2 rRNA genes are annotated in these 2,819 nt (G+C 58.8%); both read left to right on the forward strand.

The window, feature by feature from the left end:
• A 23S ribosomal RNA gene (locus tag HMPREF9141_RS12260) occupies positions 1-2,509 on the forward strand; the annotation flags it as partial.
• Positions 2,510-2,674: 165 nt separating this feature from the next.
• Positions 2,675-2,787, forward strand: a 5S ribosomal RNA gene (gene rrf / locus HMPREF9141_RS12265).
• Positions 2,788-2,819 lie beyond the last annotated feature (32 nt).

Here is a 2,819-nt window from a genome sequence, read left to right on the forward strand (position 1 = left end):
GGTATCCTGAGTAACGCGGAACACGTGGAATTCTGCGCGAACCCGCCGGGACCATCCGGCAAGGCTAAATACTCCCGTGAGACCGATAGTGTACGAGTACCGTGAGGGAAAGGTGAAAAGCACCCCGCGAGGGGAGTGAAAGAGTTCCTGAAACCGTGCGCCTACAAGCGGTCGGAGCCGCGCGAGCGGTGACGGCGTGCCTTTTGCATAATGAACCTACGAGTTGCCGTGTCCGGCGAGGATAAGCGTCACGAGACGCGCATCCGCAGTGGAAGCGAGCCTGAAGAGGGCGTCGAGTCGGACGGGGCAGACGCGAAACCAAGTGATCTACACTTGCCCAGGCTGAAGTCCGGGTAACACCGGATGGAGGGCCGCACGGATAAGCGTTGAAAAGCTTCCCGATGAGGCGAGTGTAGGAGTGAAAGGCCAATCAAACTTGGAGATAGCTCGTACTCCCCGAAAGGCATTTAGGTGCCGCGTGCGGCGATATCCATGAGAGGTAGAGCGACCGATAGGTCGAGAGGGCTTCACCGCCTGTCGAGACCTGACGAACTCCGAATGCTCATGGACTGCAGCCGTGCAGTAAGGGGGCGGGTGCTAAGGTCCGTCCCCGAGAGGAGAAGAATCCAGACCGCCGTCTAAGGCCCCGGAATTCTGCCTGAGTTAGTCTAACGAAGTCTGGTCCCCGTGACAGCCAGGATGTTGGCTTGGAAGCAGCCATTCATTCAAAGAGTGCGTAACAGCTCACTGGTCGAGGGTCCGGGCGTGGATAATAATCGGGTATAAGGCAGATGCCGAAGGCGCGGGATAGCAATGTGCATTGCAAGTATCGGTAGGGGAGCATTCCATGGCCGCTGAATGGTGAGGGCGACCGATCCTGGAGGGCATGGAAAAGCAAATGTAGGTATGAGTAACGATAAAAAGGGTGGGATTCCCTTTCGCCGAAAGACCGAGGTTTCCCGGGCGATGCCAGTCAGCCCGGGGTCAGTCGGGTCCTAAGCCTCAGCCGAACGGCGATGGCGATGGCAGATGCGGTCAACATTCCGCAACTCGCATTATCAGTGACGTGGAGACGGAGCAGTGACACTGCCGCGCCCTGACGGAACAGGGCGTTTAAGTGCGTAGGCTTTGACAGCGGCAGGCAAATCCGCCGCTGGAGCTGAAACACGAAAGTACGGCTCTTCCTCCGGGAAGGGCCGAGCGCAGGTAACCATACTCCCGAGAAAATCCGCTAAACTTAATGGTACTGCGACCCGTACCGCAAACGGACACACGTGGTCGGGTAGAACATACTGAGGCGTTGAGAGATTCATGGTCAAGGAACTAGGCAAACTGACCCCGTAACTTCGGGATAAGGGGTCCTCGTGGCGACACGAGGCGCAGAGAATAGGTCCAGGCAACTGTTTAACAAAAACACAGGGCTGTGCGAACTCGAAAGATGAAGTATACAGCCTGACACCTGCCCGGTGCCGGAAGGTTAAGAGGAGACGTCACCAGCGATGGGAAGCGTCGAATTGAAGCCCCGGTAAACGGCGGCCGTAACTATAACGGTCCTAAGGTAGCGAAATTCCTTGTCGGGTAAGTTCCGACCTGCACGAATGGTGTAATGATCCGGACGCTGTCTCGACCATGATCTCAGTGAAATTGTAGTATCGGTGAAGATGCCGATTACCCGCGATGGGACGAAAAGACCCCGTGAACCTTTACTGCAGCTTAGCACTGACCTCGGTCATCCGATGTGTAGGATAGGCCGGAGGCTTCGAGGCGGGCGCGCCAGCGTCCGCGGAGCCGCCCTTGAAATACGGCCCTTCGGCTGTCTGAGGTCTAACGCGCCTGGGGCGCGGACACTGCTTGGCGGGCAGTTTGACTGGGGTGGTCGCCTCCAAAAGCGTAACGGAGGCTTCCAAAGGTGCCCTCGGGCCGATCGGTAACCGGCCTCATGGAGTGCAATGGCATAAGGGCGCCTGACTGGGAGGCAGACATGCCGAGCAGGTGGGAAACCAGGGCATAGTGATCCGGCGGACGTGCATGGAAACTCCGTCGCTCAAAGGATAAAAGGTACTCCGGGGATAACAGGCTGATCCCCCCCAAGAGCTCATATCGACGGGGTGGTTTGGCACCTCGATGTCGGCTCGTCACATCCTGGGGCTGGAGAAGGTCCCAAGGGTTGGGCTGTTCGCCCATTAAAGTGGCACGCGAGCTGGGTTCAGAACGTCGTGAGACAGTTCGGTCTCTATCTATCGTGGGCGTTGGAGTTTTGCGTGGTGCCGTCACTAGTACGAGAGGACCGTGGCGGACAGACCTCCGGTCAGCCGGTTGTGCCGCCAGGTGCACCGCCGGGTAGCTGAGTCTGGATCGGATAAGCGCTGAAAGCATCTAAGTGCGAAGCCGGCCGCAAGATTAGAACTCCTCATGAGGGCCGTCAGAGACGATGACGTTGATAGGGCGCAGGTGTAAAGACGGCGACGTCAAAGCCGAGCGCTACTAATTGCCCGAGACTTTCTTCCGGGTCTCCCCCGCCTTTCCGGCGCCGGGGAGGCCGGCGCTCACTCTTCCGGCTGTCCCCTCCCCCTTCGGGGGACGGGTTCCGGTCCTGCCTGTGCGATACGTCACCCATACGGGCGCCGCGTCCCTGCGGAAGTGACATTCCGCGGGAGCGCCGTCCCGGAGACATTCAGGTGGTTATTGCGGCGGGGTCCCACCTCTTCCCATTCCGAACAGAGAAGTTAAGCCCGCCTGCGCCGATGGTACTGCAATGCAATGCGGGAGAGTAGGTGGCCGCCTCCTTTCAGACACGGGAGAGCCCCGGAGAGAAATCT

The sequence above is a fragment of the Prevotella multiformis DSM 16608 genome, from assembly GCF_000191065.1.
GTDB classification, from domain to species: Bacteria; Bacteroidota; Bacteroidia; order Bacteroidales; family Bacteroidaceae; genus Prevotella; species Prevotella multiformis.